We start from the raw sequence: 25,013 nt of genomic DNA, 5'->3' as shown, positions 1-25,013 counted from the left end.
TCGTTGTACATGAGCGTATCCCTCGTGCCGCGGGAGATAAAGGTATGAACGAAGTCCGCAATGGCCGTAAGTCTCCGGAAACGGTAGAACTGATGAATGACTGAATCTCTTATCCTCGGCCCAATGATGCGCTTCGTCGACGAAACGTCGGCCAGCATCTGGGTGGAAACCCGCGACGCCCGCCGGGTGACGGTGCGGGCGGCAGGGAGCTCCTGGCAGGCATCGACCTTCGCCGTGCACGGCCATCACTACGCGTTGGTTGAGGTGAACGGGCTGGCGCCGGGAAGCGTCAATCCCTATACCGTCGACATTGACGATGAGGAGGTGTGGCCGGCGGGCGGTTCGGACTACCCGCCGTCGTGCATCTCCACGTTGACGCCGGGTAAACCAATCAAGATGGCATTCGGTTCCTGCCGCACCAGCGTGCCGCACGACGCCGGTGGCAACGGCACTCACGGCGTCGACTCGATGCGCGCCTATGCCCTGCGGATGGCATCCACTGCTGACGAAGCCTGGCCCGATCTTGTCGCCTTCCTGGGGGACCAGGTCTATGCGGATGTGACGAGCGACCAGATGCAGGAGTTCATCAGTGCGCGTCGAAGCATGGAGGAACCGCCGGGGAAGGAGCTGAAGGACTTTGAGGAGTATGCGCATCTCTACAAGCTCGCGTGGTCCGATGAAGCCAACCGTTGGTTGCTGTCGAACCTGCCGAGCGCGATGATCTTTGACGATCACGATATCGATGACGACTGGAACTCGTCCTACACCTGGAAGCAGGAGCGCGAAGCCACAGGATGGTGGCACGACAGGATTGTCTCGGGGTTGGGCTCGTACTGGGTCTATCAGCATCTCGGAAACCTTTCGCCGGAGGAACGTGCCCACGACGAAATCTGGGCAGAGATCGCGGCCTACGACGGCGATGGCGAACTGGACATGACAGAGACCATCGACGCCTTCGCTGACCGGGCGAACCAACAACCGGCAAGTTATCGCTGGAGTTATTGCCGGGATATCGGGGACGTGCGTGTGATCACGATCGATTCCCGGGCAGCCCGCGTTCTGGAATCCGACCGTCGGTCATTACTGGACGACGAAGAACTCGCCTGGCTGGACGACAAGATGCAGGGTGGCTTCCGGCACCTGCTGGTCGCCACGTCGTTGCCATTCCTTCTTCCGGAGGGACTGCATCACATCGAATCCTGGAATGAGGCTCTCTCTGAAGGGGCATGGGGAAAACGTGGCGCGAAGATCGGCGAGAAAATCCGTCAGGGCGTTGACATGGAGCATTGGGCGGCATTCCAGCAGTCCTTCCGTGCAGTGGCCGGCATGGTGACTGAAGTGGCCGACGGCAAGAGAGGCACTGCACCGGAGACTATCTGTTTCCTCTCCGGCGATGTGCACTTCTCCTACGTCTCGGAGGTTAAACGTTCCTCCGGCAGCCGCATAGTCCAGGCGGTCTGCTCGCCGATCCGCAATCCTTTGCCAAGGGTCATGCGGTTTGCCACGGCTGCATTGTCATACGGCGTGGCCGGGCCAGTGGGCGCAATAGTTGCCCGATCGGCGAGAGTCCCCAGCCCACCATTCTCCTGGAGTGGCATCAAGGGGCCCTGGTTCGACAACAATCTGGCGGGGTTGGAGGACTCAGCCGATGGCCTGAAACTATGGTGGGACACCGGCGATGTAGAGGACGACGACCATCTGCATCCGCGGTTGAAGCAAGTAGCGGCCGTCACCGTGGGGCCCCGGTAGCTGGGAAAGCTGGCGGTAGCTGGGAAAGTTGTCGATCCGACCCAAAAACGTCACCGGTGGCGAGTCGTCTCCGGAACCGTATAGAGTTCTTAGACACCCGGCTTATCGATATTTTCCTGGACCGAAAGGCACCGCTCATGAGCAATATTCCTGCCGATCTTTACTACACCGCCGAGCATGAATGGATCACGGCCCCGGATGCAGACGGCGTTGTCCGCGTCGGGATCACCGATTTCGCCCAGGACGCTTTGGGGGACGTTGTGTATGCGCAGATGCCCGAAGCAGGGACATCCGTTTCCGCGTCCGACGTCGTGGGTGAAGTTGAATCCACCAAGAGTGTCAGCGATATTTTTGCTCCACTGACCGGCGAGGTCGTCAACAGCAACAAGGGTCTCGACGACGATCCCGCCCTGATCAATTCAGACCCGTATGGACAGGGATGGCTGATGGAAATCCGCGTCGCCGACGCGGATTCTGTTAAGGGTCTGCTCAGCGCTGACGACTACCAACAGCAGGTAGGCTAGAACCAGGAATGAGCAGGCGGTTTTTGCAGTCAAAGGCACCGCTTTCTCGAAGCGGACGAAAAGACGGAGGAGGGGCAACCATGGCTGGCGATGAAGGTAAGTACGTAGGCGGTCGGCGCGCCGGAGACTTGGATGATTCAGAGTCGACTGCCCCCGAAACGACGACGATCAGCGTCCCGAATCTGGATGCCCCATTAGCTGCTCCGAAACTCACGGATCAGGAAATGGCCGCCGTCGAGGCGCTACCATCTGGTTCAGCGCTGTTGATTGCGCATTCGGGACCCAATAGTGGCGCCCGTTTCCTACTCGACTCGGAGGTAAGCACCGCCGGCCGCCACCCCAATGCTGACGTTTTTCTCGACGACGTTACAGTCTCGCGGCGGCACGCCGAATTCCGGCGCACCCAGCGCGGTTTCGAAGTGGTGGATACCGGCAGCTTGAACGGCACCTATGTCAATCAGGACCGGGTTGATCATGTCCTGCTCCGCCAGCACAACGAGGTCCAGATCGGCAAGTTCCGGTTGACCTTCTACCTTGGTCCGGCCCACACGGGTGAAGTCCCGGTTCAGGGCTAACCAGTGTCGCCGGCCCAGCCCGCGCGGCGCCAGTTCGGTCACGGCCGCGCTGACACATCCGGGGCGCCGACAGGTGTCCTCAACATCGGCCAGGTCCTGGCCGAACTCAGTGCTGACTTTCCGAATATCACCGCGTCCAAAATCCGGTTCCTTGAAGAAAAGGGGCTGATCAGTCCTCAGCGGACGGCGGCCGGCTACCGCAAGTACACCGCACAGGACGTGGAACGCCTTCGGTTCGTGTTGGGGTTGCAGCGGGACCAGTACCTGCCGCTGAAAGTCATCCGGGACTATCTGGACGCCATCGACCGTGGCGAGAAGCCGGAGAACCTGCCTGAGGGAGTCAGTATCTCCCCACGCATGGTCTCCGACGAACTGCTGACCCAGCTCAACGGCCAGGCACGGCAGCTGACACTGGAACAACTGAAGAAGCAGACCAACGCCGGCTCGCAGCTGATCCAGGAGCTGGCCAGCCACGGACTGATCAGCGCCGTCGATGACCGGTATGACGATTATGCGCTTAAGATCACCAAGGCCTGCGTGCAGCTGCAGGAACACGGTATAGAACCGCGTCACCTGCGGCCCTTCCGCGCAGCCGCGGACCGCGAGTTCTCGCTGGTGGAAACCGCAATCGCGCCGGTGGCATCGCGCAAGGATGTAGCCTCCAGGGCACGGGCCGCGGACGCCGCACGTGAAATCAGCGATATATGTCTGTCCCTGCACAGTGCACTCGTTAACGGGCAGATCGCCCGCATGGACAGGTAGGGAGGAACCTCAGTGATTGAAGTGGAAATCGTCGGAGTCCGGCTGGAACTGCCTTCGAATCAACCGCTTGTCCTCCTCAAAGAGTCACACGGCGAGCGGCACGTACCCATTTGGATCGGCACTCCCGAAGCAAGCGCGATCGCCTTGGCCCAGCAAGGCATTGTTCCCGCCAGGCCGATGACGCACGATCTGCTGTGCGACGTCGTCGAAGCTCTGGGCCGGAGCATCAAGAAAGTGCACCTGACCACAGTGGAGGATTCGGTGTTCTTTGCGGAACTGGTCTTCGATGACGATTCCGTAGTCTCCGCACGTGCTTCCGACGCCATCGCAATTGCCCTGCGGATTCCCTGCCCTGTGCTCTGTGCCGAAGCGGTACTGGACGAGGCCGGCGTCGAAATTGCCGAAACGGATGACGACGACGAAGATAAGGTCAGCGGGGAGAACGCCGAGAAGGAACTGCGCAAATTCCGCGAATTCCTGGACGATGTCGAGCCAGAAGACTTCGAAAACTAGGGCTTCCAGGAGTGCACGGCGGCGACACGCCAGCAGACAAAGGGCCAGCATCTTTGACCATTGTCCCCCGCCACTCTAACGTCGAAGTACAAGGTTCCCATTGCAACGGCAGTTGTCGACGGCTTTAATGAAGTTAGCTCGTAGACAAGGGTTGAAGCACACTTCCCCCAGGGAGCTACGACAAGGAGGATCCACGTGAGTCCGAAAGGTGATGGTGGCGAACTCTCGCACGCCGCTTCCCACGGCCGGTCGATTCCGGAAAGCGCTCAAGGGCTGCTGTTCACCGAGGACCTTCCAGTTCTTGATGAGGACGCCGGTTACCGTGGCGCCACCGTCTGCAAGGCAGCCGGTATCACGTACCGTCAGCTCGACTACTGGGCCCGTACAGGACTGGTTCTACCAGGGGTACGCAATGCCGCGGGTTCAGGTTCCCAACGCCTTTACGGATTCCGCGACATCCTGGTTCTCAAAGTCGTCAAGCGACTGCTCGATACCGGCGTCTCGCTCCAGCAGATCCGTTCGGCCGTTGAGCATCTGCGCGAACGTGGCGTTGAAGACCTCGCCCAGATCACGTTGATGAGTGATGGAGCAAGCGTCTACGAATGCACTTCCGCCGATGAGGTTATCGATCTTGTCCAGGGCGGGCAAGGAGTCTTCGGCATCGCGGTGGGCCGGGTATGGCGCGAGGTCGAGGGAAGTCTTGCCCAGCTGCCCAGCGAACATGCCACCGGTGAGGAATTCCCGGAGGACGAGTTGAGCAAGCGCCGCACTGCACGCAAGATCGGTTAGAAGTCCTTTAAAAGCAGTTGGCGTCCACCCCTCGGGATGGACGCCAATTTTAGTTTGTCTGCCGACTCGGTCCGGCTTCTGCGCCTGGGGCCGTCTTTCGACGGCGGGAGCTTACCGGTGCACCCGGTCCCGTACCCGCCCGGTCGAGACCAGGTTCATGAGCAACTGGTCGAACAGGCCGGCCGCATGCTTGGCCGATTCTCCCGGCCAGTTGTGGATCGCGTGGGCGGCACCCTGGATCTGCTGCCAGTTCGCCTGCTCGCCGACGGTGGGGGAGAGCAGCAGCTCGCCGAACATGGCGTGCATCTCCGCAAGACGGTAGCTGTGCTCGCTTGAACCGGACCGTACACGGTTCGCGACAATCCCGGCCGGCATCAGGTTCGGCGCGAGTTCGTGACTGAACACTTCAATGGCACGCAGGGTACGTTCAGTTCCCGCCACCGAGAAGAGGCCGGGCTCAGCGACCAGCAGCACACGATTGCTCGCCGTCCAGGCCATCCGGGTCAGCCCATTGAGCGAGGGCGGGCAGTCAATGAGAACCAGTTCGTACTGGTCCACCTTGCCCAGCAGGGTGCTCAGCCGGCGCAGATCGCGCTTGCCCAGATCCGGACGGTCGTAAATGCCGGTATAGGCTGATCCCATGGCGACGTCGAGCACCGGCCGGGGACCGCCGTCGTCGTGCGCCGCAACCCAGCCACTGGCGACCACATTGGCTGCGAGATCCGCCCGCCGGGCACTTTTGAGAAGCCTTCCGATGTCGGTTTCTTCATGGGCACGTACTCCAAGTCCCGTGGTCGCGTCCGCGTGCGGATCCAGATCGACGACCAGGGTGGGAATGCCTGCTGCCAGAGCGGCCGATGCCAGTCCCAGGGTTACCGACGTCTTGCCAACGCCGCCTTTGAGGCTGCTGATGCTCACTACTTGCACTTGAAGAACCAATACCTAACATTTCTAGTCATCACGAGCGTTTCGCCATTTAGAATGGCTGTGGACTGACCGTTATTTGGAGCATAACTTGAAACAAGAACAAGCTAGCAGCAATACGGCAACACCGTTCAGCCACCGACACATCGGTGTCACAACGAAGCCCCACCTTCATCATATGTTGACCAAGCTGGGATTCAGTTCCCTGGACGAGCTCTGCAGCGCCGCGTTGCCGGAAACGATCCAGTCAAGCGAACGGCTGAATCTGCCCGAGGCCGCCTCGGAAGAAGCCATGCTGGCGGAGCTGCGGTCCTGGGCGTCCCGGAACACGGTGCGGAAGTCGCTGTTGGGGCAGGGCTACTACGGCACCTTTACGCCAAGCGTGATACAGCGGAATGTACTTGAGAACCCGGGTTGGTACACCGCCTATACCCCCTATCAACCGGAAATTTCGCAGGGCAGGCTGGAGGCGCTGCTGAATTTCCAGACCATGGTGGCCGATCTAACCGGTCTGGATATCGCCAACGCCTCGATGCTCGATGAAGGAACCGCAGCCGCTGAAGCAATGACGCTGATGCGCCGGTCCAACCGCACGGCGGCACAGGATGCAGCGTTCCTCGTCGATGCCGACGTTTTTCCGCAGACACTGGCCGTCATCAATACCCGCGCCGAGGCGTTGAAGATCCCGGTGCTGGTGCACGACTTCGACGAACCGCTGCCGGATACGGACATCTTTGCCGCCCTCATCCAGTATCCGGGTGACTCCGGCAAGATCCGCGACCTGGCTCCCATCATCGAAGCGCTGAAGGAACGCAAGGCGATGACCGCCGTCGCCGCCGATCTGCTGGCGCTGACATTGCTGGAGGCGCCGGGGACGGTGGGGGCCGACGTCGCCGTCGGAACCTCCCAACGCTTCGGCGTGCCGATGGGATACGGCGGACCACACGCAGGCTATATGGCCGTGCGGAACAAGTTGGAACGCTCACTTCCGGGGCGCCTGGTAGGGGTATCCAAGGATGTGGAGGGGCAGCATGCCTATCGGTTGGCTCTGCAGACCCGCGAGCAGCACATCCGCCGGGAACGGGCGACGTCGAACATTTGCACCGCCCAGGTGCTGCTGGCCGTGATGGCGGGAATGTACGCCGTCTACCACGGACCGGAGGGACTGCGGCAGATCGCGGACCGGGTCGCCGGATATGCCGCCGCCGTCGCCGGAGCCGCCCGCGAGGCCGGACACACCGTGGTGCATGACCGGTTCTTCGACACCGTGCGGATCCAAGTCGACAGCACCAGTGGCAACAACGCGATGCGGATTGTCGCCGCCGCCCATGAAGCGGGCTATCTGCTGCGTCAGGTCGCCAAAGACACTGTGCAGATCGCCGTCGACGAGACCACCGATGATTCGGACCTGGCGGCGGTAACGGAACTGCTCGGGCACCGGACGGAGGACTGGAGCCCGGCAGCGGAAGCAGAACCGGCGCGCAGCACCGACTATTTGACCCATGACGTCTTCCACAGCCACCGCTCGGAGACGCAGATGATGCGTTACCTGCGGCGGCTGGCCGACGCAGACTATGCGCTCGACCGCGGGATGATTCCGCTTGGTTCCTGCACCATGAAGCTGAACGCCGCGGCGGAAATGGCAGCGGTCACCTGGCCGGAGTTCGCCAATCTGCATCCCTACGCGCCTGCCGAGGATACCGTTGGCATGGTGGGCATGGCGACTCAGCTTGAAGAGTGGCTGGCGGAAATCACCGGCTATGACGCGGTCTCCATCCAGCCCAATGCCGGCTCGCAGGGTGAGTTCGCCGGTCTGCTGGCCATCCGCGCCTACCAACGGGACAACGGGCAGCCGGAACGTAACATCTGCCTGATTCCGCAGAGCGCCCACGGTACCAATGCGGCGTCAGCGGTGATGGCGGGACTGAAGGTCGTGGCGGTGAAGACGGACGACTTCGGCAATATCGACGTCGACGATCTCCGGCGGCAGGTGACCGAGCACGAGTCGGACCTGGCCGCGATGATGATCACCTACCCGTCCACGCACGGTGTTTTTGAAACTGAGATCACCACAGTCTGCGAATTGGTGCACGACGCCGGCGGGCAGGTTTACGTTGACGGCGCCAACCTTAACGCGCTGATCGGGCTTGCAAAGCCGGGCAAATTCGGTGCCGATGTATCGCATCTGAACCTGCACAAGACGTTCTGCATACCGCATGGCGGCGGGGGACCCGGCGTCGGTCCTATCGGCGTGCGGGAACACCTGGCCAAGTACCTGCCGGCCCGCGAACTCGGTGAGGATTCCGCCGTCGGACTGGTGTCGGCGGCACCGTACGGGTCGGCGTCGATCCTGCCTATTTCCTGGGCCTACATCCGGATGATGGGACCCGACGGAATGCGTGCGGCTACCCAGACGGCGATCCTCTCCGCCAACTACATCGCACGCAGCCTGGCCGACCACTATCCCGTGCTGTACACCGGCGCCCATGACCTGGTGGCACATGAGTGCATTCTGGATCTGCGGAAGCTCACCGCGCAGAGCGGCATCACGGTTGAGGACGTCGCCAAACGGCTGATCGACTATGGTTTCCACGCACCCACGATGTCCTTCCCGGTGGCCGGGACGCTGATGGTCGAACCGACCGAATCGGAGGACCTCGCCGAGATGGACCGGTTCATTGACGCGATGATCGCCATCCGGAAGGAAATCGCGGCGGTGCAGGACGGACTGTGGCCGGCGCACGACAACCCGCTGGTCAATGCGCCGCATACGGCCAAGAGCCTCACTGAGAGCTGGGATCACAGCTACAGCCGGGCGGACGCCGTCTACCCTGCCGGCGTCGAACCCCGGGGCAAGTACTGGCCGCCCGTCAGCCGGGTCGACCAGGCTTACGGCGACCGGCACCTGATCTGTTCCTGTCCTCCACTGGAGGAGCTGGCGGAAGCGCCCGGATAGGCGCAGCCGGACCCATTTTTGTTAAAAAGTCCGCAAGCGCCGGACAGTGATGTAACCAAAAGCACGCTTCCACCGGCGTGTCATGTAAGTTACGCAGTACCGATTGAGCAGTTTACGCAGATAGGCAGGGCATGTTCTCGAAGATTCTGGTAGCCAACCGCGGCGAAATCGCCATCCGCGCCTTCCGCGCCGGTTATGAACTCGGTGCGAAGACCGTCGCGGTCTTTCCTCACGAGGACCGCAACTCCATCCACCGCCAGAAGGCGGGCGAGGCGTATCTGATCGGCGAGGAAGGCCACCCGGTCCGTGCCTACCTCGACGTCGACGAGATCATCCGCGTGGCGACCGAGGCCGGTTGTGACGCGATCTACCCCGGCTACGGATTCCTGTCCGAGAACCCCGGGCTGGCCACGGCTGCCAAGAAGGCCGGCATCACGTTCATCGGGCCGCCGGCAGAGGTACTGGAACTCGCCGGCCACAAGGTGCACGCCCTCGAAGCGGCGCGGAAGGCCGGCATCCCGGTGCTGGAATCCAGTGCACCGAGCGCCGATCTCGATGAACTGATGGCGGCAGCGGAGAAGGTCGGATTTCCGATCTTTGCCAAAGCCGTAGCCGGAGGTGGCGGCCGCGGCATGCGCCGGGTGGAGAAGCCCGAAGACCTGCGGGCCGCTCTGGAATCGGCCATGCGCGAAGCGGAGACAGCGTTTGGCGATCCGACGATGTTCCTGGAACGCGCCGTCCTGCGGCCGCGGCACATCGAGGTCCAGGTGCTGGCCGACGGCGAGGGTAACGTCGTCCACCTGTTCGAGCGCGACTGCTCGCTGCAGCGCCGGCACCAGAAAGTCGTGGAGATCGCCCCGGCGCCGAACCTGGACGAGAATATCCGCCAGGCGCTCTACCGGGACGCTGTGGCCTTTGCGAAGGAACTGAACTATGTCAACGCCGGAACGGTGGAGTTCCTCGTCGATACCGTCGGCGAACGCGCCGGCGAGCATGTCTTCATCGAGATGAATCCGCGGATCCAGGTCGAGCACACTGTCACGGAGGAAGTGACCGACGTCGACCTGGTACAGGCCCAGATGCGCATTGCCGCGGGGGAGACCCTCGAGGACCTGGACCTGATGCAGGACCAGATTTCCCTCAAGGGCGCCGCGCTGCAGTGCCGCATCACCACCGAGGACCCTGCCAACGGCTTCCGGCCCGACGTCGGCAAGATCTCGGCCTACCGCTCCGCCGGTGGCGCCGGTGTCAGGCTCGACGGCGGCACAGTGTACGCAGGTGCCGAGATCAGCCCGCACTTCGATTCGATGCTGGTCAAGCTCACCTGCCGTGGCCGGAGCTACGGCGCCGCCGTCGCCCGCGCCCGCCGCGCTCTGGCGGAGTTCCGGATCCGCGGCGTCTCGACCAACATCCCCTTCCTACAGGCGGTCCTCGACGATCCTGCCTTCCTGGCTGGCGATGTCGCCACCTCCTTCATCGATGAGCGGCCCGAGCTGCAGCAGGCACGCGGTTCGGCCGACCGCGGCACCAAGCTGCTGACCTGGCTCGCCGAGGTAACCGTCAATAAGCCGCACGGCGAAGCACATGTCCAGCTCGATCCGGCGCAGAAATTGCCGGTCCTGGATGACGTTCCCAACACCAGTTCCGACAGCGCTCAACGTCCAGTCGAGTCAGGATCGCGGCAACGGCTCCAGGAGCTCGGGCCGGAAGGCTTCGCTGCCGAACTGCGCAGTCAGACGGCGCTCGCGGTCACCGATACGACGTTCCGCGATGCCCATCAGTCGCTGCTGGCGACCCGTGTGCGCACCCGTGACCTGGTCGCTGCCGGCCCGGCCGTGTCCCAACTGACACCGCAGTTGCTCTCGGTGGAGGCCTGGGGCGGTGCAACCTACGACGTCGCACTCCGCTTCCTGGGCGAGGATCCTTGGGAGCGCCTTGCCGCCCTGCGCAAGGCCGTGCCGAATATCTGCCTGCAGATGCTGCTGCGCGGACGCAACACGGTCGGCTATACGCCGTACCCGGTGGAAGTGACCGATGCCTTCGTTGAAGAAGCCGCGGCCACCGGCATCGACATTTTCCGTATTTTTGACGCCCTTAATGATGTGTCGCAGATGGAGCCGGCCATCAAGGCGGTCCGCAAGACCGGGACTGCCGTGGCGGAAGTGGCCTTGTGCTACACCGCGGACATGCTGGACCCGGAGGAAAAGCTCTACACCCTCGACTACTACCTGAACCTTGCGCAGCAGATGGTCGATGCCGGTGCCCACATCCTTGCAATCAAGGACATGGCCGGGCTACTGCGTCCGGCGGCGGCATCAGTGCTGGTCAACGCCCTGCGCGAAAAGTTCGATCTTCCGGTGCACCTGCACACCCATGACACCGCGGGTGGCCAGCTTGCCACACTGCTGGCCGCTTCCGATGCCGGGGTGGACGCCGTCGACACCGCCAGCGCGACGTTGGCCGGTACCACCAGCCAGCCCTCGGCGTCGGCCCTGGTGGCGGCATTGGCCCACACCGAGCGGGACACCGGACTCAGCCTGGAAGCGGTCAGTGCGCTCGAGCCTTACTGGGAAGCGGTCCGCCGGATGTATTCGCCCTTCGAGTCCGGCCTGGCCGGGCCGACCGGGCGCGTCTACCGGCATGAAATTCCCGGCGGCCAGTTGTCCAATCTCCGCCAGCAAGCAATAGCACTGGGTCTCGGCGAACGCTTCGAAGCGATCGAGGACATGTACACGAGCGCCGACCGGATGCTCGGCCGCCTCGTCAAGGTCACGCCGTCGTCGAAGGTGGTTGGCGACCTGGCGTTGCAGTTGGTGGGAGCCAATGTGGATCCGGCCGAGTTTGAGCAGAACCCGCAAAGCTACGACATTCCGGACTCCGTGATCTCGTTCCTCAGCGGAGAACTGGGGGACCCTCCGGGAGGATGGCCGGAGCCGTTCCGGACCAAGGCGCTGCAGGGCCGCTCGATCAAGGTGCGCGATGTTGAGCTCAGCGACGATGACAGTGCCGCGCTGCAGTCGGATTCGAAAACCCGCAGGCAGACCCTGAACCGCTTGCTGTTCGAAGGCCCCACGAAGGAATTCCTGCGCAACCGCGAACTGTATGGTGATGTCTCGGTCCTCGACACCCGCGACTATCTGTTCGGCATGCAGCCCGGCGAGGAGCACACGATTGCCCTGGAGCAGGGAGTGCGGCTGATCGCCACGCTGGAGGCCATCTCCGAGGCGGACGCCAAGGGCATGCGCACGGTGATGTGTACGCTCAACGGCCAGATGCGGCCTGTGCTGGTGCGCGACCAGAGCGTCGAAAGCCACGCCAAGGTCGCGGAGAAGGCCGACCCGGCCGACAATGGACACGTTGCCGCCCCGTTCGCCGGTGCCGTCACCGTGACCGTCGCCGAAGGCGACCAGGTGGAAGCCGGCGACACGGTGGCAACCATTGAAGCCATGAAGATGGAAGCCTCGATTACGACGCCGGTAGGCGGCACTGTGGACCGGCTTGCCATCTCCAAGGTGGAACAGGTCCAGGGCGGAGACCTGCTGGTGGCAATCAAAAACTAGTTGCTTCGGTGGTGTGTGGGTTTGCCGCCGTGGAGGTGAACGACGCCGCCGGTGCGCTATGGTGAGTGCAGATTCGAGGCACCGCTGCAGCAGCCGGCGGCGCCCGCCGGACCGACCACGGAAAGACTTATGACGCCAGAGCAGAAGAAGCCCGGCCAACCGGAGGCTGGACCACACGACGACACGCTTCAACCGGATGAGGCCGGCGTGGTGGCCGATGGGCCGTGGGCCGGACAGTGGGTGGCCGGCACGCCGGTGACAGTCCCCACGGACTCCGGTTCACAAGATACAGCGGAGGCGGACAACCCGTCATCTCTCCAGACGTCGTCCTGGCCCGTGCAGGCGGGACTTCCCTCGGAACAGGCTCCGCCGATGCCGGTTGCACCGCCGGCCGGCGGTGACGAGGATGAGGTCCCGGCTGACCGCTCCACCACGCGCAGGATGCACGACGCCGGTCCGGAACCGGCGGCTGCACTGACCGCCGACCGTCTCCTCACCCGGACCAACCGTCCGCCCATGGGTGGCTGGCGGAAGTGGCTCTACGCTGCCACCTTCGGTTATCTCAATCCGGGCGATTCCGAAAAGGTCCGCGTCCAGCGTGCCTTGGAGCACCGGATTGGCGTCCGCCTGGGCGGGCGGACACGTTACATTCCCATCCTGTCCCGCAAGGGTGGGGTGGGAAAGACGACCGTCACGACCCTGCTGGGCATGACCCTTGCTGATATCCGGGAGGACCGCGTCATCGCCGTCGACGCCAATCCGGATCGCGGCACCTTGTCCGACCGTTCCCCGGGCAGCGCCGACCACACAGCCCGGCAGTTGGTCCACGACCGCTTCGCGGTGGATTCGTTCGCACAGTTGTCGGACTATGTGGCCCGCGACGGCTCGCGGCTGGATGTGCTGGCCTCGGACACTGATCCGACGGTGGCCCAGGCCTTCGACGAGGTGGACTACCGCGCCGTGACGGAAATCCTGGACCGCTACTACTCCGTTGTGCTCACAGACTCGGGCACCGGGATGGTCCATTCGGTGATGAAAGGCACCTTGGAGAAAGCGGACACCGTGGTACTGGTCTCCGGTGGCAGCGTTGACGAGGCACGTCTGGCTTCCGAGACATTGTCCTGGCTTGAAGCACATGACCGGCATGACCTCGTAGCCAAAGCCATCGTCGTCATCAACATGTCCTCCGGTGGCGGCTCGCTGGTTGACGTGTCGCAGATTGAAGAGCATTTCCAGTCGCGGGTACGCACTGTGGTTAAAATTCCGTACGACCGCCATCTGGCCGAGGGATCCCGGATTGAGCTGACAAAGCTGCGCCCGGCAACCCGGACCGCGGCCATTGAACTCGCGGCACTGGTCGTCGACGAGCTGCAGTCATAGAAAGTGGGGTCGGCACCGGTGGAACACTACGACCTGATCATTATCGGATCGGGCTCGGGCAATTCGCTCATCACGGACGACTGGAACGACAAGAAGGTTGCTATTGTGGATGGCGGAACCTTCGGGGGCACCTGTCTCAACGTGGGCTGCATTCCGACGAAGATGTATGTCTACCCGGCGGAACTGGCGCACTCCACGGTCAAGGCCGCGAAGCTCGGTATTGACGCGACGGTCAACGAGGTCCATTGGCCGAAGATCCGCGACCGGATATTCAGCCGTATCGACACCATTTCCGAATCGGGCAAAAACTACCGTGATGTCGAGTTGGATAACGTCACGCTGTATCAGGAGCATGTCCGGTTCACGGGCCCGAAGACACTGGTGACTGATTCCGGCACGGTGTTGACGGCGGAGCAGGTTGTGGTTGCCGCCGGTTCCCGCCCGATCATTCCGGAAACCGCCGGTCAGCACCTCCCGCAGGTCCACACCTCCGACACGGTGATGCGGATCGACGAACTGCCGGGCCGCATCTTGATTGTCGGGGGAGGGTTTGTGGCTGCCGAGTTCGCCCACATCTTCGACAGCCTCGGTTCCGAAGTCATCCAGATAAACCGCTCCAATCAACTGCTCAGGCACGAGGACCGGGACATCTCTCTGCGCTACACCAGCCAGGCGGAGCGCCAATGGGACGTCCGGCTCGGGTGCACGGTGGGGACCATCACCGAACTGCCCGATGGCCGTGTCGAAGCGGCCATTGTTCCGACCGGCGGTGGCGAAGCCCGGACCGAGGAAGTCGACATTGTGTTGATGGCGACCGGCCGCCGTCCCAATACCGACACGCTCGATGTCGAAGCGGCTGGGTTCGACATCACTCCGGACGGCCGCATCGCCGTCGACGACTGGCAGCGGGTGCTGGCCGGAGGCTCACCGGTCGAGGGCGTCTGGGCACTTGGTGATGTCAGCAGCGACTACCAGCTCAAACACGTGGCCAATCACGAGGCCAAGGTCGTGAGCCACAATCTGATCCATCCCGATGAGCTGCGGGCCAGCGACCACCGCTTTGTCCCGTCTGCCGTTTTCACCCGGCCGCAGATCGCCAGTGTGGGACTGACCGAGGAGCAGGCACGCCGGCACGCGGCCGAAAACGGCAGCACAATAGCCATGCATCTGCAGGCCTACGGCTCAACTGCCTACGGCTGGGCAATGGAGGACGACGACGGCTTCGTCAAAGTCATTGCCGAGACGGGCACCGGGAAGTTGCTTGGCGCGCACATCATGGGCCACGAAGCGTCCATGATCATCCAGCCGCTGATCCAGGCCATGTCGTTCGGCCTGGACGCGCGGACCATGGCCACCGGCCAGTACTGGATCCACCCGGCACTGACCGAGGTCGTGGAGAACGCCTTGCTCGGACTGGAACTTTAGCCTGGGACTCAAGAGCCGGACAGAAGACCCGGAGGACCCGGCCCCAATCAGGAGCGCGGTGCCAGGTAAATTTCGTTGACCAGATCGTCATAGTCTTTCAGAACCTGCACACGTTTGATCTTCAACGAAGGGGTCAAATGTCCTGACTCCTCGGTGAAGTCCACCGCAACAATCCGGAACGACTTGATCTGCTCAGCCTGCGACACCGTGGAGTTGGCATTATCAATCAGCTTCTGGATCTCGGCCTGGACCTGTTCGTTTTCCGCTGCCTGTGCCACGGTGGTCGACGACGGCAGCCCGTGCCGCTCCAGCCAGCCCGGCAGGGATTCTTCATCGATGGTGACCAGCGCTGAGATGAAGGGCCGGTGATCACCGAGCACCACACACTGGGAAACCAGCGGATCGGACCGGATCTGGTCCTCCAGCAGTGCAGGGATGACGTTTTTTCCACCGGCCGTGACGATGATTTCCTTTTTCCGGCCGGTGATCGTCAGATAGCCATGGTCGTCGAGCTCGCCGATGTCTCCGGTCGCGAACCATCCGTCCACGAACGCCTCCGCTGTCAGATCGTCGCGCTTGTAATACCCGCGCATGACGCAGACGCCCTTGGTCAGGATCTCGCCGTCGTCGGCAATTTTTACCGCATTGCCCGGCAGCGGAACTCCGACCGTTCCGATCTTGATCAGGGCCGGGGTGGTTACCGAGATGGGAGCGGTTGTTTCGGTCAGGCCGTATCCCTCGAGGACGGTGAGGCCGATGCCGTGGAAGAAGTGCCCGAGGCGTTCACCCAGTGGAGCCCCGCCCGAGACTGCATGCTTGACCCGTCCACCCATGGCATCGCGCAGCTTGCCATAGACGAGCTTGTCGAAGAGTGCGTGCCGGAGCTTCAAACCGAAGCCAACCGATCCGTCCTGCTCGGCCTTGGAGTAGGCGATGGCCGTCTCGGTGGCTTTGGCGAAGATCTTGCCTTTGCCGCCGTCCTCCGCCTTGAGTGAGGCGGAGTTGTAGACCTTTTCAAATACCCGGGGGACCGCCAGGATGAACGTCGGTTTGTAGCTCTGCAGGTCGGGCAGCAGGTGCTTGATATCCGGGGTGTGGGCGACCGTTGCGCCGGCAGCTACGCACATTACAGAGATGAACCGGGCGAAAACATGGGCCAACGGCAGGAACATGATCGTCTGGGCGCCTTCGTAGGCCACCTCGGAAATTGCTGCCACAGCATTCTCCGAGAGTTCCACAAAGTTCCCGTGCGTCAGTTCGCAGCCCTTGGGGCGACCGGTCGTTCCGGAGGTGTAGATGATGGTGGCGACGTCTGCCAGATGCGACGTCTTACGCCGCTCTTCGAGCTCTTCATCGCTGATACCGGCGCCAGCGGCACGTAAGGCGTCCAGCCCGTCACCTTCGAGCTGCCATACATGCGCGATCGCTGACAGGCTCTCTGCCTCTGCGGCCTGGCGGACGATATTTTCATGCTTGCCGGACTCGACGAAGATGGCGACTGATTCGGAGTCGCCAAGGTTCCAGGCGACTTGGCTGGGGGAGGAGGTTTCATAAATCGGCACGGACACAGCACCGGCAAACCAAATTGCAAAGTCGACCAAGGACCATTCGTACCGGGTGCGCGCCATGATTCCAACCCGGTCGCCGGCGCCGATGCCGGAGGCGATAAGTCCCTTGGCGAGCAACGAAACATCGGCCAGGAAGTCGGTTGCCTGGATGTTCTGCCAGTTTCCCTCATCGTCTTTGCGGGAGAAGAGCGCAGGGTTGGATGGCTTCTCCGCCTGCCGGATGACAAGATCGGTAATGTTGCTGTCCTGGGGTGATTCAACCATCACCGGAACGCTGTATTCTCGCACGATAGCTCCTTCGGTACCTGCCAATGCCCCCAAGGGGTTGTCAATAGCCTACCGGGGCGGAGCCGGTTCAGCCGATGGGTGACTGCCGGCAGTAGGTAACTTTCAGGTGACAAAAACGACCTTCCGTAGAATGGCCCCGTATGAGTAGACAAAGCAGCAGGCCCCGTCCCGCTTCCGGCGGCCCCTTGTGGCCGAGGACGGGACCAGCCACGGGACGTCCCCGGGTGTTGCCTGCTGTGCCGGCCAGGCTGGGACGCCGTGGGCTGGCGATCGGTATTGATATTGGCGGGACCAAGGTCGCTGCCGGCGTGATCGATGTCCACGGTCAGGTACTGGCCGAACTCGTACGTCCCACTCCCGCCACGGATCCCCGCCAGGTCGAAGACGTCATCGTTGATCTGGTCCGCGAGTTTGCCGCCAGTTACCGGATCTGGTCCGTGGGCATCGGCGCGGCCGGCTGGATGGACCAGAGCGGCAGTACGGTTCTCTTCAGCCCGCATCTTGCTTGGCGGAATGAACCGCTCCGGGAGAATCTTGAATACAAACTTCGACGGCGGGTCATGGTGGTCAACGACGCCGACGCAGCCGGATGGGCCGAATGGCGCTTTGGAGCCGGTCGCGGGCAGAGCCGCCTGGTCTGCATTACTTTAGGAACGGGCATCGGTGGCGCGTTGATAGCCGACGGACGGCTGGAGCGGGGCCGGCATGGCGTGGCCGGGGAGTTCGGCCACCAAATTATCGTCCCCCAGGGCCACCGCTGCGAGTGCGGAAACCGCGGCTGTTGGGAACAGTATGCGTCTGGAAATGCCTTGGGGCGCGAGGGCCGCGAACTTGCCCGTGCGAATTCACCGGTTGCCCAGGATCTGCTGCGGGCAGCCGGCGGCGATCCGGATGCCATTACGGGAGCGTTGGTGACGCGGATGGCGGCAGAAGGCGATGCCACCTGCATTGAACTGCTTGACGACGTCGGCCATTGGCTTGGTCTTGGACTGGCCAACCTGGCGGCGGCGCTCGACCCCGGCCAGTTCGTCATCGGCGGCGGGCTGAGCGGTGCCGGAGACCTTCTGCTGCTGCCGGCACAGCGTTCTTTCCGCCGCTATCTGACCGGCCGTGGTTTCAGGCCGGCGGCCCCGATCAGTATGGCCCGCCTCGGTGCACGGGCAGGCATGGTTGGAGCGGCTGATCTGGCGCGGATAAATGCGCGTACCGGCACCCGTGGAACACGTCCTGCAGGGACATAAAAGACGGCGTCCTTTCAGCTGACCGCACGGTTGGAATGCCAACAGGTTTTTACAAGGTGCCAGCGGATCATTATTGGCATGTCAGTTCTTCTAGAAGCAGGAGAAGCCCGTCCCGTACAAAGGGGCCGGCGCCGGAGGGTGTTTTTTATCCCGCTGGCGATCTTGGCATTACTTGCGGCAAGTCTCGGGTATCTCTTCCTTACGACCTCGGACCCTGAACCGAGCGCTCCACTGGGCGCCTCGATCCCGGTACCAGGCGGCATGGCCGGCATTACCGGTGTCACGCCGCTGGAGGTTGACGGATGGCAACCACCGGCCGCTGCAGCCATTCTCGGAACCCAGCCTCAAGAGGGCGCGCACAGGGTGCGGATCCAGGTTCAACTTACGGCCTTGGACGCCGGCGGCCTGCGGTACGACCCGCAGGAGTACTTCGTTGATGGCATCGGCTCCGGTGAACCGCATGTTCTGTGGTCCTCACCCTCAGCACAGGAGCTCGACCAGGGGGAATCCATCACCGCCACCATGGTCTTTGAACTGCCGGATAAGGCGATCGCACTGGTCCTCGAAAACGAGGACGGCAGCCGCCTGTCATTGGGCTCGGAGCACCACACCGGTGGCCCATAACTGCTCCAGAAACGTTCCTTCGGCCAAGGCTATTTAATCACCTGGCAGGAACGACTTCGGGCAAAGCTATATCGAACCAACAAATGCAGTACAGGAAGTGAACGGTCATGTCCGTATCCAGACGCGATGTCTTCAAATGGGGCGCTGTGGGAGTTGCAGGTGCGTCACTGGTGACTGTCCCGATCTCCACAGTCTCAGCGAAGTCGGCCAGTCAACTCGACGAGCGGGAGATGCCCCGCCCCTATAAAACCGCATTCGTTAAGCCACCAAAGCTGCGGCCTAAGTCCGTGACGTGGGAGGACGGGCAGCGGGTGAACCACTATGAAATTTCGATGCGTCAGAGCACGGCGCGGATCGTGCCCGGGAAGACGACCCGGATCCTGGGCTACGAGGGGATCTTCCCGGGCCCGACGATCGAGTTGGAGCAGGGAACCCGGGCTACAGTGAATGTGCGTAACAAGCTGCCCAAGTTTCATCCACAGTGGGGTCACCTGATGGCGTCATCGACCCATCTGCATGGGTCGGCTTCGCTGCCGCAGTATGACGGGTACGCCAACGATATGACGCCCCCCGGATTCTGCAAGGAATACCATTACCCTAATTTCCAGGCGGCGCGGACTCTTTGGTATCACGATCACGCCGTGCATTTCACGGCGCAGAACGTCTACTCGGGCCTTGCCGCTGTCTACGTCATGCACGACCCGCTGGAGCGCCGGCTGTTGCCACAGGGCGCGTTCGATGTTCCGCTGGTGGTCAGCGACGCCATGTTCGCTGAGGATGGCTCCCTTGCCTATGACGACCGGAGCCATTCCGGGCTGTGGGGGGATGTGATCCTCGTTAATGGCCGGCCCTGGCCGGTGATGAAGGTCCAGCCGCGGGTTTACCGCTTCCGGGTCTTGAATGCCTCGATCTCGCGTTCCTACCGCTTCGCGCTCAGCACCGGGGATCCGATGTATATGGTTGCCACCGACGGCGGCCTAATGCCGCAAACCCAGACGGTGAATAATTGGCGCCACAGCATGGCCGAGCGCTATGAGGTGCTGATCGATTTCAGTAAGTATCGGCCAGGCACCCGGGTTGAGCTGCGGAACCTGTCCAACGACAATAACCGCGACTACGACCACACGAACAAGGTGATGGCCTTCGACGTCGTCGCCCCGCCGAGCGTGAAGAAGATGAAGGCCGACCCGAAATGGAACCGGATCCCCACCACTCTGGCCCACAGCGAGGTGATGGAACTGGACCCGAAGGACGCGGTGAAGACGCGCCATTTCCGGGTACAACGCGGTGGAGAGATCGAACCTTGGACCATCAACGGCACCACTTGGGAAGAAGTCATAGCCAGCAACTTCAAGATGGTCAGCGCCAACCCGAAACTCGGGGCAACGGAAATCTGGGAGTTCGAAAACAAATCCGGTGGCTGGTTCCACCCCATCCACATCCACCTGGTCGACCACAAGATCCTCAGTCGGAACGGACGAGCACCTTTCCCCTATGAACGCGGCCCCAAGGATGTCGTCTATGTCGGGGAGAACGAAACGGTCAGGCTCCTGATGCAATTCGGTCCGCACAAGGGCCGCTACATGGTGCACTGCCACAACCTCCCCCACGAGGACCACTCCATGATGATGCAATTCAGAGTAGGCCCCGTCGGAGACGACACCATCGACGGCGATCCCATGCTCGCAGACCCGGCACACCTCGACACAGAACCGGACTAGAAAATGGCTGCGATCCGGTCGGCACCGTCTTCTGCCCCCGCCTCTTCCTGGCGGCGGAGGCGGAAGACGGTACTGGCCGTCGTCGTTATTGCCATCCTGGCGGGGCTTTTCGCTCTCAGGCTGTGGGTGATTGAACCGGTGGGCGTGGACTTGGCCAGCATGGAACCGACCCTCGATCCCGGAAGTATCGCTTTCGTGCTGAAAACCGGGCAGGCCAAGTCCGACGTCGAGTTGGGGGACCTGGTGGTTTTCCCATCACCAGCGGATGAAACACCGGTGATCAAGCGCGTGGTGGCCGAAGCCGGCCAGCAAATCGAGGTCAGGGACGGGCTGCTCTACGTCGATTCCGTTCAAGTGGATGAGCCGTTCGTGGACCAATCCACCATCGACGGAACGTTCTATCCCTTGACAGAGGTCCCTCCGGGAACTGTCTTCGTAATGGGGGACAACCGTGAACGGTCGATCGACTCCCGCGACTTCGGTCCGTTGCCGGTGAACAGCATCGAAGGCGTTGTTGTCTGGTCCTTTAATCCCGGCGATTGGTAGCAGGGTTTTCCCATGGTTTCAGCGTCACGATGCTGACATGGCATCGATCACCCTCGACGCATCGGATCGTTCTGATATCCGGTTTGCCGTCAAGCGCTTCCTCTTAATGGGGCTGGCGGCACTTGTTCTGATTGCGACCCCGGTTGCCTTCTGGATCCACGCAGCATCGGAGAACCATGCACTGAACCGGGTGGTGGGATCGACCCAGCGGTTGGCGGACAATGCCGTTGCGCCTATGGTGACTGAGGAGGTTCTGGCCGGAGATCCTGAGGCTCTGCGGGAGCTGGATGAACGACTGCAGCCCTGGCTCGAAGAGGGGTCAGTCCTCAGGTTCAAAATCTGGAATGCTGACGGACGGATTATCTATTCGGATGTCGCACCACTCATCGGGCAGCAGTTTGAATTTGCGGACACCGTAGGAAATTTCGGCTCTTCAGGCCTGGGAATCGCAACACTGGGGGTCCAAAACCAGCTCGAGAACGAATACGAAGCCGAAGCCGGTGAGTTGGTGGAGGTGTATGTCCAGCTGGCAGCAGCAAACGGACAGCCCCTGGTTTTTGAGGCATATTACGACGACGAGGACGTCCGGGAGATGCAACTGGCAGTCTTGCTCGGTGTTGCCCCCGCATCTGTCCTGGCTCTGGCGGCTTTGCAACTGGCCCAGCTGGTTCCGGCGATACGCTTGGCCCGCAGAGTCCAGTCAGACCAAGCCAGAAAGCGGCAGCTGCTCGAACGGGCCATTGACGCTTCGGAACTGGAACGCCAGCGGATCGGCCGGGACCTGCACGGCGAAATCATCCAGGATCTGGCAGGTCTCTCCTACGCAATGGAATCCGAGGAAATGCGGGGCTCCGCCGACCAGAGTCCATTGTTCAACCGGGCCCGCTCCATCTTGCAGAATGACATCCGGACGCTCGTGGCGATGACCGGCAACCTGGACCCGTCGGACCTGCGGGAGGCGGGATTGCAAACGGCCCTGTCCCGGCTGGCGGAGAAATTGACTGAGCAGGGAATCGGCGTGATCCTCAATCTGGAGGAGAACCTCAATTTGGATGCCGATCAGGCCGCATTATTCTACCGGGTCGCCCGTGAAACTCTGGCGAATGTGGCCGAACACGCCAACGCGAGGACGGTGGAAGTGTCGTTGCGTGGGTACCTGAACCGCACGGAGCTTCTGATCCGGGATGACGGCTCCGGCTTCGACCCTGAGGCCTGCCCGGGCAAGGATGCCATGGGATTGAAAATCATCCGTTCAACCGTCTCGGCCGCCGGCGGATCCCTCGAGGTCAGCTCCGGGACGGGAACCGGCACCTGCCTGATCGTCAGCCTGCCGGCGGTGGAGCAGCGCTGCTAGACGACAGCGCCGTCGTCGTTATCATCACTGCGTTCCGAGGGCAGCCTCATCAGCAGGAACACGACCGAGGCGAGGAACGCGGCAATGATGCCAACTACGGCCAGCATCGGAAGGGCACGAAAGAAGAAGGCCGACAACAGCAGCACCAGGGGACCGCCAATGGCGCCGCACCACGCGAGCACCACCAGCGGTTCGGTCCCGGCCAGCGGCGACGGCGGATCCTCCGGGACGAAGCTGTCATCCTCTTCTTCTTCGGGGGTGTAGTCACGGGGGCCGCCAAGGTGCTCCCTGTCAATCCTCCGCGGTTGCGGGGCCGCCGACCGTGGATGCCCGAATACGGGATCGGGGGCGGGAATGGATTCACCGTCTGTGTCCGGTTGGCCTTTGTCTTGCCGTTGCACCGGGCCGTGGTCTTGGTTCCGGCCGCTGCTTTCCTGGTTCTGTGCCGGCTCCGGTTCGCTGTCTGTCTGCTCCAGGCGGGATACCAGATCCCGCCAGACGTCGTCGTCGGACGGGTTGGCCCCGGATTCGTTCTGTCCGTCTCCGGTGCCGCCGCCGGAAAGCGCGGCGTCATCCGGGACAGGATCGTTGTCCTGGTCCGGATCGTAGGGGTCGTGCTCAGAATTGTTCATCGCCGGGTTCCTGCCGAATGCTGTTGGATGAAGTCACCGGTGCGGTCGAAAATAAATCCGGCATCGTTATCCATCGTTGCAACATGATAGCTGTTGTGCAGCGGCACGATCTCCAGTTCCCCGCTGCCAAGCCGTTTTTGGATCTTCGCCACGCTGCTGGGCGGAACTATCCGGTCCACGGTGGACTGGAAGACGAGTGTCGGCGCCTGTACTTTACCGAGGCAGTTCAGGGTGTCGCGGAAGAGCAACCGCAACTGGTGCACCGCGGCAACCGGGGTCATCGGATAGGCGCCTTCCGTCACACCGGACTTTTTGATGTCATCGCCGATAGCGGGAACTGTCTGGCGGATATATCTGAGGACGCCGGTGAACCGGGCCAGCGGATCGCTGAAGGTCAGCCCGGGATTGACGACGACGACGCCGCTCACCGGATGATGGGCCGCGATCCTCAGCGCCAGCGTTCCTCCCATGGACAGACCCGCGACGAAGGTGTGGTCCGTCCGTGCGGCAAGCCGCAAGTATTCAGCTTCGAAAGTGCCGTACCAGTCCTGCCATCGGCTGGCGGCAAGCTCCTCCCAGCTGGTTCCATGCCCGGGCAGGAGCGGTAGAGTGACGGCATATCCCGCCGCCGCAAGACTGCGTGCCCAATCGAGCATGCTGGCAGGCGAACCGGTGAAACCATGGCTGAGGGCAACCCCGATCCGTGCGTTTTCCCCACGGCCGGGACTGGAGAAGGCCTCGGCGCCTGCCAGAACTGTCATGTATCCATGGTGTCACTGATCGCGTGGAATCTCACTGCGCAGTACGGTGACGTCCGGGGGCAAAAAGGCCTAGGGTAATGTGGCAGAAACCACTGGAAAATCGTCAGGCTAAAAGGCTTGCGGAACCGGTCAGGAGAGGTTACAGCGTGTTCTATTGGGTGATGAAGCGGATCTTTATCGGTCCCTTGCTCAAAATGCTGTTCCGGCCTTGGGTCAAGGGGATGGAGAACATCCCGGAAGACGGGCCGGCCATTCTGGCAAGTAATCATTTGTCCTTTTCGGACTCGGTCTTCCTGCCGGTATCCGTGTCCCGCCCGGTGGTGTTCCTGGCAAAGTCCGAATATTTCACCGGCAAGGGGATCAAGGGAAAGCTGACGGCTGCCTTCTTCAGGCTGACCAACCAACTGCCTATGGACCGCTCCGGCGGCGCCGCGTCGGCGACATCGCTGGACGCCGGTATCGACGTGTTGCAGAAGGGCGGCCTGCTGGGAATTTATCCCGAAGGTACGCGCAGTCCCGACGGCCGGCTTTACCGGGGCAAAACCGGAATTGCAAAGCTGGCACTGGCGACGGGCGTTCCGGTCATACCTGTCGCGATGATCGGCACCGACAAGGTCCAGCCGATCGGACGGAAAATCCCGAATATCCGGCGTCTGGGTATCATCATCGGCGAACCTATTGATTTCAGCCGCTACAAAGGCCTGGAAAATGACAGGTTCGTCCAGCGGTCGGTCGCTGACGAGATCATGTATGAACTGATGCGCCTGTCCGGCCAGGAGTATGTGGATGCCTACGCCAGTACGGTGAAGGAACGTCTGGCCACACGCAAGAGCGTCAAGAAGCAGGAAGACGCCCGGAAGGCGGCAGCTGTAAGGGCGGCTCCTCCCGGGACGAAGAAACCCGGAACGGTCACCAGCATCGGCGGGGCAGCAGAGGCGGAGCCGGCGGCCGGATCCGAGGATAAACCACGGGGCGGCGACATCCCGCTGCAACGAGCGGATGTGCCGCCGGCTGGCGCGGGTCCAGCCAATGACCGCCAGCCAGAGTCAACGCCGGGACTCGACGAAGACCAGGGCAACCAGTCCGCGGCTGGTTGAAGCCTGCTGCTCAACAATTGTGAC

Annotated in this window: 20 protein-coding genes; 16 read left to right on the top strand and 4 right to left on the bottom strand. The window is 62.3% G+C overall.

Annotation, left to right across the window (positions count from 1 at the left end):
* Nucleotides 1-96: 96 nt before the first annotated feature.
* The 6 genes from ACX80B_RS11130 to ACX80B_RS11105 all read left to right on the top strand — a co-directional run bounded on the left by ACX80B_RS11130 (nucleotide 97) and on the right by ACX80B_RS11105 (nucleotide 4,912).
* Nucleotides 97-1,749, top strand: coding sequence for a DUF7800 domain-containing protein (locus ACX80B_RS11130; protein ID WP_459296028.1), 1,653 nt, complete (start codon nucleotides 97-99; stop codon nucleotides 1,747-1,749).
* Between the two features lie 137 nt (nucleotides 1,750-1,886).
* Complete coding sequence (gcvH, locus tag ACX80B_RS11125) at nucleotides 1,887-2,273, top strand: glycine cleavage system protein GcvH (RefSeq protein ID WP_459296026.1); 387 nt, start codon at nucleotides 1,887-1,889, stop codon at nucleotides 2,271-2,273.
* 80 nt (nucleotides 2,274-2,353) lie between these two features.
* Entirely contained in the window at nucleotides 2,354-2,848 is a 495-nt protein-coding gene (locus tag ACX80B_RS11120) for an FHA domain-containing protein (RefSeq protein WP_459296024.1), read from the top strand.
* An 84-nt stretch (nucleotides 2,849-2,932) separates the two neighbouring features.
* Nucleotides 2,933-3,610, top strand: coding sequence for a transcriptional regulator FtsR (gene ftsR / locus ACX80B_RS11115; RefSeq protein WP_459296144.1), 678 nt, complete (start codon nucleotides 2,933-2,935; stop codon nucleotides 3,608-3,610).
* A 12-nt stretch (nucleotides 3,611-3,622) separates the two neighbouring features.
* A complete protein-coding gene (locus ACX80B_RS11110) occupies nucleotides 3,623-4,123 on the top strand; it encodes a bifunctional nuclease family protein (RefSeq protein ID WP_459296022.1) in 501 nt (166 codons plus the stop codon).
* Nucleotides 4,124-4,318: 195 nt separating this feature from the next.
* The gene (locus ACX80B_RS11105) at nucleotides 4,319-4,912 is read left to right on the top strand and encodes a MerR family transcriptional regulator (protein WP_459296020.1); all 594 of its coding nucleotides are present in this window, start codon (nucleotides 4,319-4,321) and stop codon (nucleotides 4,910-4,912) included.
* 111 nt (nucleotides 4,913-5,023) lie between these two features.
* Here ACX80B_RS11105 and ACX80B_RS11100 read toward each other — a convergent pair whose 3' ends face one another.
* Nucleotides 5,024-5,839 (bottom strand): ParA family protein, encoded by an 816-nt coding sequence (locus ACX80B_RS11100; protein WP_459296018.1) that lies wholly within the window; start codon nucleotides 5,837-5,839, stop codon nucleotides 5,024-5,026.
* Between the two features lie 88 nt (nucleotides 5,840-5,927).
* On the opposite strand from ACX80B_RS11100, the gene gcvP reads away from it, so the two are divergent.
* From gcvP to ACX80B_RS11080, 4 genes are all read left to right on the top strand, one after another.
* Nucleotides 5,928-8,792 (top strand): aminomethyl-transferring glycine dehydrogenase, encoded by a 2,865-nt coding sequence (gene gcvP / locus ACX80B_RS11095; RefSeq protein WP_459296016.1) that lies wholly within the window; start codon nucleotides 5,928-5,930, stop codon nucleotides 8,790-8,792.
* 131 nt (nucleotides 8,793-8,923) lie between these two features.
* Nucleotides 8,924-12,352, top strand: coding sequence for a pyruvate carboxylase (locus tag ACX80B_RS11090; protein WP_459296014.1), 3,429 nt, complete (start codon nucleotides 8,924-8,926; stop codon nucleotides 12,350-12,352).
* Nucleotides 12,353-12,481: 129 nt separating this feature from the next.
* A complete protein-coding gene (locus ACX80B_RS11085; RefSeq protein ID WP_459296012.1) occupies nucleotides 12,482-13,732 on the top strand; it encodes a MinD/ParA family ATP-binding protein in 1,251 nt (416 codons plus the stop codon).
* A gap of 18 nt (nucleotides 13,733-13,750) precedes the next feature.
* Complete coding sequence (locus tag ACX80B_RS11080; RefSeq protein WP_459296142.1) at nucleotides 13,751-15,157, top strand: mycothione reductase; 1,407 nt, start codon at nucleotides 13,751-13,753, stop codon at nucleotides 15,155-15,157.
* 47 nt (nucleotides 15,158-15,204) lie between these two features.
* Here ACX80B_RS11080 and ACX80B_RS11075 read toward each other — a convergent pair whose 3' ends face one another.
* Nucleotides 15,205-17,013, bottom strand: coding sequence for an AMP-dependent synthetase/ligase (locus tag ACX80B_RS11075; protein WP_459296010.1), 1,809 nt, complete (start codon nucleotides 17,011-17,013; stop codon nucleotides 15,205-15,207).
* A 140-nt stretch (nucleotides 17,014-17,153) separates the two neighbouring features.
* Here ACX80B_RS11075 and ACX80B_RS11070 point away from each other — a divergent pair, with 140 nt between their 5' ends.
* From ACX80B_RS11070 to ACX80B_RS11050, 5 genes are all read left to right on the top strand, one after another.
* Nucleotides 17,154-18,254, top strand: coding sequence for an ROK family glucokinase (locus tag ACX80B_RS11070; protein WP_459296009.1), 1,101 nt, complete (start codon nucleotides 17,154-17,156; stop codon nucleotides 18,252-18,254).
* Nucleotides 18,255-18,332: 78 nt separating this feature from the next.
* Nucleotides 18,333-18,878 (top strand): hypothetical protein, encoded by a 546-nt coding sequence (locus tag ACX80B_RS11065; RefSeq protein ID WP_459296007.1) that lies wholly within the window; start codon nucleotides 18,333-18,335, stop codon nucleotides 18,876-18,878.
* A gap of 107 nt (nucleotides 18,879-18,985) precedes the next feature.
* A complete protein-coding gene (locus tag ACX80B_RS11060; protein WP_459296005.1) occupies nucleotides 18,986-20,599 on the top strand; it encodes a multicopper oxidase family protein in 1,614 nt (537 codons plus the stop codon).
* 3 nt (nucleotides 20,600-20,602) lie between these two features.
* Entirely contained in the window at nucleotides 20,603-21,145 is a 543-nt protein-coding gene (gene lepB / locus ACX80B_RS11055; RefSeq protein WP_459296003.1) for a signal peptidase I, read from the top strand.
* 37 nt (nucleotides 21,146-21,182) lie between these two features.
* Nucleotides 21,183-22,499 carry a sensor histidine kinase gene (locus ACX80B_RS11050; protein WP_459296001.1) on the top strand — a complete coding sequence of 439 codons (1,317 nt, stop codon included), beginning with the start codon at nucleotides 21,183-21,185 and terminating at the stop codon, nucleotides 22,497-22,499.
* On the opposite strand, the gene ACX80B_RS11045 is transcribed toward ACX80B_RS11050, so the two are convergent.
* Together ACX80B_RS11045 and ACX80B_RS11040 are read right to left on the bottom strand one after the other, a co-directional pair.
* Nucleotides 22,496-23,131 carry a hypothetical protein gene (locus ACX80B_RS11045; protein WP_459295999.1) on the bottom strand — a complete coding sequence of 212 codons (636 nt, stop codon included), beginning with the start codon at nucleotides 23,129-23,131 and terminating at the stop codon, nucleotides 22,496-22,498. The two genes, ACX80B_RS11050 and ACX80B_RS11045, sit on opposite strands and share 4 nt — an antisense overlap.
* Nucleotides 23,128-23,892, bottom strand: a complete 765-nt coding sequence (locus tag ACX80B_RS11040) for an alpha/beta hydrolase (RefSeq protein WP_459295997.1) — start codon at nucleotides 23,890-23,892, stop codon at nucleotides 23,128-23,130. The genes ACX80B_RS11045 and ACX80B_RS11040 overlap by 4 nt, the downstream gene beginning before the upstream one ends.
* A gap of 146 nt (nucleotides 23,893-24,038) precedes the next feature.
* Here ACX80B_RS11040 and ACX80B_RS11035 point away from each other — a divergent pair, with 146 nt between their 5' ends.
* Entirely contained in the window at nucleotides 24,039-24,989 is a 951-nt protein-coding gene (locus ACX80B_RS11035; protein ID WP_459295995.1) for a lysophospholipid acyltransferase family protein, read from the top strand.
* Nucleotides 24,990-25,013 lie beyond the last annotated feature (24 nt).

Source organism: Arthrobacter monumenti (assembly GCF_054511255.1).
This window is presented reverse-complemented; position numbering and strand designations above follow the sequence as displayed.

Coding starts and splice junctions, on each gene's coding strand:
- ACX80B_RS11130 (WP_459296028.1), top strand. CDS start 97: ATGACTGAATCTCTTATCCTCGGCCCAATGATGCGCTTCGTCGACGAA.
- gcvH (WP_459296026.1), top strand. CDS start 1,887: ATGAGCAATATTCCTGCCGATCTTTACTACACCGCCGAGCATGAATGG.
- ACX80B_RS11120 (WP_459296024.1), top strand. CDS start 2,354: ATGGCTGGCGATGAAGGTAAGTACGTAGGCGGTCGGCGCGCCGGAGAC.
- ACX80B_RS11090 (WP_459296014.1), top strand. CDS start 8,924: ATGTTCTCGAAGATTCTGGTAGCCAACCGCGGCGAAATCGCCATCCGC.
- ACX80B_RS11085 (WP_459296012.1), top strand. CDS start 12,482: ATGACGCCAGAGCAGAAGAAGCCCGGCCAACCGGAGGCTGGACCACAC.
- ACX80B_RS11070 (WP_459296009.1), top strand. CDS start 17,154: ATGAGTAGACAAAGCAGCAGGCCCCGTCCCGCTTCCGGCGGCCCCTTG.
- ACX80B_RS11065 (WP_459296007.1), top strand. CDS start 18,333: ATGTCAGTTCTTCTAGAAGCAGGAGAAGCCCGTCCCGTACAAAGGGGC.
- ACX80B_RS11060 (WP_459296005.1), top strand. CDS start 18,986: ATGTCCGTATCCAGACGCGATGTCTTCAAATGGGGCGCTGTGGGAGTT.
- lepB (WP_459296003.1), top strand. CDS start 20,603: ATGGCTGCGATCCGGTCGGCACCGTCTTCTGCCCCCGCCTCTTCCTGG.
- ACX80B_RS11050 (WP_459296001.1), top strand. CDS start 21,183: ATGGCATCGATCACCCTCGACGCATCGGATCGTTCTGATATCCGGTTT.
- ACX80B_RS11045 (WP_459295999.1), bottom strand. CDS start 23,131: ATGAACAATTCTGAGCACGACCCCTACGATCCGGACCAGGACAACGAT.
- ACX80B_RS11040 (WP_459295997.1), bottom strand. CDS start 23,892: ATGACAGTTCTGGCAGGCGCCGAGGCCTTCTCCAGTCCCGGCCGTGGG.